6 protein-coding genes are annotated in these 3,637 nt (G+C 72.9%); 4 read left to right on the forward strand and 2 right to left on the reverse strand.

Going from position 1 to position 3,637, the window contains the following annotated elements; all coding sequences use genetic code 11:
- Nucleotides 1–30: 30 nt before the first annotated feature.
- Entirely contained in the window at nt 31–324 is a 294-nt protein-coding gene (locus ACE3Q3_RS23430; RefSeq protein WP_374450121.1) for a hypothetical protein, read from the forward strand.
- Between the two features lie 29 nt (nt 325–353).
- Here the strand turns inward: ACE3Q3_RS23430 and ACE3Q3_RS23435 are convergent, their stop codons facing one another.
- Together ACE3Q3_RS23435 and ACE3Q3_RS23440 are read right to left on the reverse strand one after the other, a co-directional pair.
- The gene (locus tag ACE3Q3_RS23435; protein WP_374450123.1) at nt 354–974 is read right to left on the reverse strand and encodes a general stress protein; all 621 of its coding nucleotides are present in this window, start codon (nt 972–974) and stop codon (nt 354–356) included.
- Nucleotides 975–1,019: 45 nt separating this feature from the next.
- Entirely contained in the window at nt 1,020–1,343 is a 324-nt protein-coding gene (locus ACE3Q3_RS23440; protein WP_374450125.1) for a PepSY domain-containing protein, read from the reverse strand.
- A 157-nt stretch (nt 1,344–1,500) separates the two neighbouring features.
- Here ACE3Q3_RS23440 and ACE3Q3_RS23445 point away from each other — a divergent pair, with 157 nt between their 5' ends.
- From ACE3Q3_RS23445 to ACE3Q3_RS23455, 3 genes are all read left to right on the forward strand, one after another.
- Nucleotides 1,501–1,884, forward strand: coding sequence for a low affinity iron permease family protein (locus ACE3Q3_RS23445; RefSeq protein ID WP_374450127.1), 384 nt, complete (start codon nt 1,501–1,503; stop codon nt 1,882–1,884).
- A gap of 70 nt (nt 1,885–1,954) precedes the next feature.
- Nucleotides 1,955–3,016: a ketopantoate reductase family protein gene (locus ACE3Q3_RS23450; protein WP_374450129.1), complete on the forward strand. Its 1,062-nt coding sequence runs from the start codon at nt 1,955–1,957 to the stop codon at nt 3,014–3,016.
- Nucleotides 3,017–3,120: 104 nt separating this feature from the next.
- A partial coding sequence (locus tag ACE3Q3_RS23455; protein WP_374450131.1) for a glucan biosynthesis protein occupies nt 3,121–3,637 on the forward strand: 517 nt, incomplete at its 3' end.

A 3,637-nucleotide genomic window follows, 5' to 3' on the forward strand; every position in this document is an offset into this window, starting at 1 on the left:
GCACCGTCACCATCGTCCGGGAGGTTCGCCGTGAGAAGGATGCCCTCGATCCCGTCGGTCCTGCTCTGCGGCTCGCTGCTCGCCGCCTGCGCGAACTCGACGCCGCCCACCGTGAGCCGACTGGAACCGACCCTGCCGGCGCGCCCGCACGCGCTGCTGGCGGTCCCGCAGCGGCCGCTGCCGCCCGCTGACGACCCGCCCAGCCAGGAGGCCGTCGGTGCCTATGCGGTCGAACTGCTGGGGCATGTGCTCGGACTGGAAGCCCAGCTCCAGGCGCTGTCCGGCTGGTTCGACACCGCCTGGCAGGGCGGCCGTCCGGACTGACGACCGCCCCGCGCCCCGCACCGAACGGGTCAGATCATCGGCCCGCGCTCATAGAAGCGGCGCTCGCGCGCCACCTGCTCGGCGGTATAGGGGTCGGCGCCTTCGTCGAAGCGCGACCAGCCGCCTTCGCGGTAGGCGCGCCCGCGGGCCTCGGGATCGACCGGGCCGTGGCGGTCGAGGATCGCGTTGGCGGCGGGGAGGCGCTCGTCGTCGACGCGCGCCGTCACCAGCGCCCCGCCGCGACGCACGCCCTCGGCATAGACGTTGGCGTGCACCTCGCTGACGCCGGCGTTGGTGAGCGCTCCGATGATGCCGCCGGTGACCGCCCCGGCGGCGACGCCGGCGACGGCGCCGGCCGCGGTCGAGGCGAGCCAGCCGGCGGCGACGACCGGGCCGAGACCGGGGATCGCCAGCATCCCGAGGCCGGCCAGCAGACCGGCGCCGCCGCCGAGGAGGCCGCCGATGCCGGCGCCCGTCCCGGCACCGCCGCCGGCGTCCGTTGTCTCGACGACGGTCGGCACGGTACGGCCTTCGACGTTGCTCGCGACGATGCCGATGTCCTCCTGCGGGATGCCGGCATCGACCAGGCCGTTCACGGCGCGGGCGGCATCGTCATAGCTGTCGTAGAGGCGGGAGACGGTCGTCTTCATGTCGGTGCTCCGTGGTCGGTGCGGTGGGTCGGGTGGCGGGCGGGGTCAGCGCGCGACGATGTTGCCCTGGTAGTCGAGGGCGACCTCGACCTTCTGGCCGTTGCGCATGGCCGAGCCGCGCCAGATCCCGTCCTTGTCCTTGGTCAGGCCGCTGACGGCGGTGTAGCCCTGGTCCTCCAGCCGCGCCCGCGCCTGGGTCTCGGTGAAGGAGTTGGCGCCCGGCGCCGGCGCGCCCGGGTTGTTGGGCCCGGTCGAGTTGACGGCAGGGTTGGCCGGGGCGTCGCGGGTCGCGGGGGGTGTCGTCTGGGCGGCGGCACCGCCGGCCGCGAGGCCGAGCAGCACGGCCGTCGCAAGCGCGATCTTGGACATGGTGGGGCTCCCGATGTCTGGTTGCATCGCCTCCAGAACCCATGCCGGCAGGCGCGAGTTCCGGCCGCGACGGCCGAGAAATCGGTCCGGCGCGCGGGAACGCGGCGCGGCGCCCGCCGTTCGCGGGCTCGGTACATCCGTCCCAGGGAGCCGCCGCATGCGTCGCAAGAGCCTGTTCAGCCGCTTCGCCGCCAGGGCCGCCGCGATCATGGGGCGGGCGCCGGTCTTCGGAATGGCCGTCGCCGCGGTGGTCGTCTGGGCGGCGTCCGGCCCGTTCCTGGGCTTCTCGGAGCTGTGGCAGCTGACGATCAACACCGGCACCACCATCGTCACCTTCCTGATGGTGTTCCTGATCCAGAACTCGCAGAACCGGGACGCGGAGACGGTGCAGATCAAGCTCGACGAGCTGCTGCGCGCCGTCGAGCGCGCCGACAACCGCCTGCTCGACCTCGAGGAGATGTCGGAGAAGGAGTTGGCCAAGCTGCGCCGCGAATACGAGGCCCTGGCCGAGAAGGCGCGCGGCGAGGTCGGTCGATCCTGAGCGCCGGAGCCATTGCCCCAGCCGCCCGCAGCACGGCACCATCCCGGGCCAACCCCAGGGAAGGATGCCCATGAAGAGCAGGATCGCGATCGTCGGCGCGGGCGCCGTCGGTTCCTATGTCGGCGCCCACATGGCCCGGGCGGGCGAGGACGTGACGCTCCTCGATGCCTGGCCGCGGCATGTCGAGCACATGCGCGCCCACGGCCTGCGCGTCACCGGCGTCACCGCCGAGGAGGAGTTCGTGCAGCCGGTCCGCGCGCTGCACCTGACCGACGCCCAGCAGCTCGCCCGCGAGAAGCCGGTCGACATCGCCTTCGTCTCGGTCAAGTCCTACGACACCGAATGGGCGACCATGCTGATCCGCCAGTACCTGGCGCCGGGCGGCTTCGTCGTCTCGCTGCAGAACTGCATGAACGAGGAACGGGTCGCCGCGGTCGTCGGCTGGGGGCGCACCGTCGGCTGCATCGCCTCGAAGATCTCGGTCGAGCTCTACGAACCGGGCCATGTCCATCGCGGGGTGGAGAAGGGCGGGGCCGCCTACACGATCTTCCGCGCCGGCGAGGTGCATGGCCGGATCACGCCGCGCGTCGAGGCGGTGGCGCGGCTCGTCGGCCTCTCGGACAGCGCCAAGGTCACGACCAACCTGTGGGGCGAACGGTGGTCGAAGCTGGTCGCCAACTCGATGCAGAACGGCCTCTCCGCCTGCACCGGCCTCTCCGGCAACGCGATGATGCGCGAGGACGCCATCCGCCGCTTCTCGATCCGGCTCGGCAGCGAGGCGGTCCGGGTCGGGCAGGCGGCCGGCTACGTGCTCGAGGACATCCTCAACATCCGGCCCGAGGTGCTGGCCGCGGCCGGCGAGGGCGACGCGGCGGCCCTGCGCACGGCCGAGGACACGCTCGCCGCCGGCGCCCGCAAACGCGCGGAGGGGCAGCGCCCGTCGATGGGCCAGGACATGGTGAAGGGCCGCCGGACCGAGATCGCCTTCCTCAACGGCTATGTCGTCGACCGCGGGCGCGAGATCGGCATCGAGGCCGCCGCCAACGCCGCCCTCACCGACATCGTCCAGCGGGTCGAGCGCGGCGAGATCGCGCCCGACCCGGCACACATCGTCGACCTGCGGCTGAACTGAGGCGAGGGACCCGAGGAACGGCCCCGCCCGTCCCGCGTTCTCGGGGAGGGTGGGCCGATCCGCCGGGGGTCGGACCCGCCCTTCTCGCTCGAGGAGGCGGACGGGTGCGGCGACGGGATCTGCTGGCCGGGGCGATGTCCCTGCCGTTCGTGCTGGCCATGACCCGCGAGTTCGGCGCCGCCTCGGCGGTGACCGACCCGGCGCATCCGTTCGAGCCGGGGACCGTGCGGCGGCTGGCGCGGGAACTGGCCGCCCGGCCATGGCAGGCGCCGAAGGACACGCTCTCCGGGGCACTCGCCAGGCTCGGCTACGACGGCTACCGCACCATCCGCTACCGTCCGGACCGCGCCTTGTGGGCGGCGGACAAGCTGCCCTTCGCCGTCCAGTTCTTCCATCGCGGCTTCCTCTACAAGGACCGGGTGGAGATGTACGAGGTGGCCGGCGGCCAGGCCCGGCGCATCGCCTACGCCCCCGACCTTTTCGACCTGTCGCAGGTCGGCAAGCCGGCCGACGGCGACCTCGGATTCGCCGGCTTCCGCCTCCATGCGCCGATGAACCGGCCCGACTATTTCGACGAGGTCTGCGCCTTCCTCGGCGCCAGCTATTTCCGCGCCATCGCCA

The sequence above is a fragment of the Allostella sp. genome, assembly GCF_041913585.1.
Lineage (GTDB): Bacteria > Pseudomonadota > Alphaproteobacteria > ATCC43930 > Allostellaceae > Allostella.